Annotated in this window: 1 tRNA gene and 1 pseudogene; both read left to right on the top strand. The window is 31.9% G+C overall.

Going from position 1 to position 1,546, the window contains the following annotated elements:
• Positions 1 to 550 precede the first annotated feature (550 nt).
• A tRNA-Lys gene (locus tag ACFIO3_RS12850) sits at positions 551 to 626 on the top strand.
• 582 nt (positions 627 to 1,208) lie between these two features.
• Positions 1,209 to 1,546, top strand: a pseudogene (locus ACFIO3_RS12845) (septal ring lytic transglycosylase RlpA family protein); the annotation flags it as partial.

Here is a 1,546-nt window from a genome sequence, read left to right as displayed (position 1 = left end):
GAAAGAAGGCATAAGTATCATTTTCATTTCTTTTTTTATATAGTTTTATTCCCTCACTTTTATTGGTCGAGCAAATGATTTTGATTGTTTCAATATAAAGGGATTTGAAATGATAAAATCTCCAAGGTATTCAGATCCCTTATTCAATACATAAAACGATCAATTATTATAGATCAATATTTTGTATTATAAAACTGTATTCATATTTGAAAATTGGAAAAGAAAATGTAACGATATAAAAATGATATACGATCTACAGCGAGAAGCACTTTTGCTTTACTCATTATGCTCAACACCTCATATGTATGAGGGAGAAGCTTGCGGATTTCTCATAATTTTAGCATTTTGAATCCATGAAATGTTTTTATAGTTAGATTCCCCCTTTATTGAGACTTCAAAAAGAAGATAAAGGGGAGCTATATAATGATGGGAAAAGAGAAAATTATTGATAACTAGAGAAAATAATAATATTTTTTTCAAAAGGTGTTGACCAAATGAAAAGTCAACCGTATGTTCCTTTCACTTTCCGCAAACTAGATAGCTTGTGTGGGAGCGCGTAGCTCAGCTGGTAGAGCAACTGACTTTTAATCAGTAGGTCCAGGGTTCGAATCCCTGCGCGCTCACCAAATTCAAATAAAATCAATAGTTATACAAAAGTTCAGAGATTTCGATTCCTTTAATTCTATTGAGTTCTTTTTGATTACTTTTGGACATTTTTGGAGTTCTTTGATTAATTCTACTGCTGATTATTTTTTATCGGCTGTCTTGGTATAAAGTGATGCCATGCTATCTTTTATCAACCCAAAAGTGCTTTAAGCTTGTGATCCGGCTATACCTGCGTTAGCGCAGCAGGCATGACCGTTAATTTTAGCAATAACACGGACTGATTTTTAAAGTTATCATGTTACATGATTCATAAAATAAATTGTTCAAATCACCATACTTATTCACAGTTTATATTATGGGATGATTTTTTCAATAAGATATTGATTTATTTATTTTTTACTTTTTTTACATCTACAATAGTGCATTTATTTCTTATGAAAATTACAAAAAGGTTAACAATGCGTTAATTTTTTGATAGAGAAAAAATTCAAAGATAGTATATGCGCGAGGAAAATCATTTAAAAATGTGAATTTTCCTATCACATATAGAAGGCGTGACATGGTTTTACAGTAGTACTTAAAAGGATAAGTGGACTGAACAGATGCTTTTAAATAGCAAAAAAAAATTTACTTCTATCATTAAACCGACACTTCAATTATTCTCTATGATGGTCATTTCTCAGTTATTGGCGTCTTGTTGTGCAGGCCAAACTGCACTCCTTTCGATAAGGGATTCTTATCATAATAAACCTGTTGACGTAAATACTTCTGTTCTGCCTAAACAAGTATCAAATAAGAAAAATCAATCGGAAGAAAAAAAACGTGAGCGTGCCATTGTTGGTAAGCCTTACCAAATAAAGGGGAAGTGGTATTATCCTCAAAATGATCCAACTTATAAACGTGTTGGTGAGGCATCATGGTATGGTTCAGACTTTCATGG

This window comes from Bartonella sp. AD328YNZD, from assembly GCF_042196425.1.
This window is presented reverse-complemented; position numbering and strand designations above follow the sequence as displayed.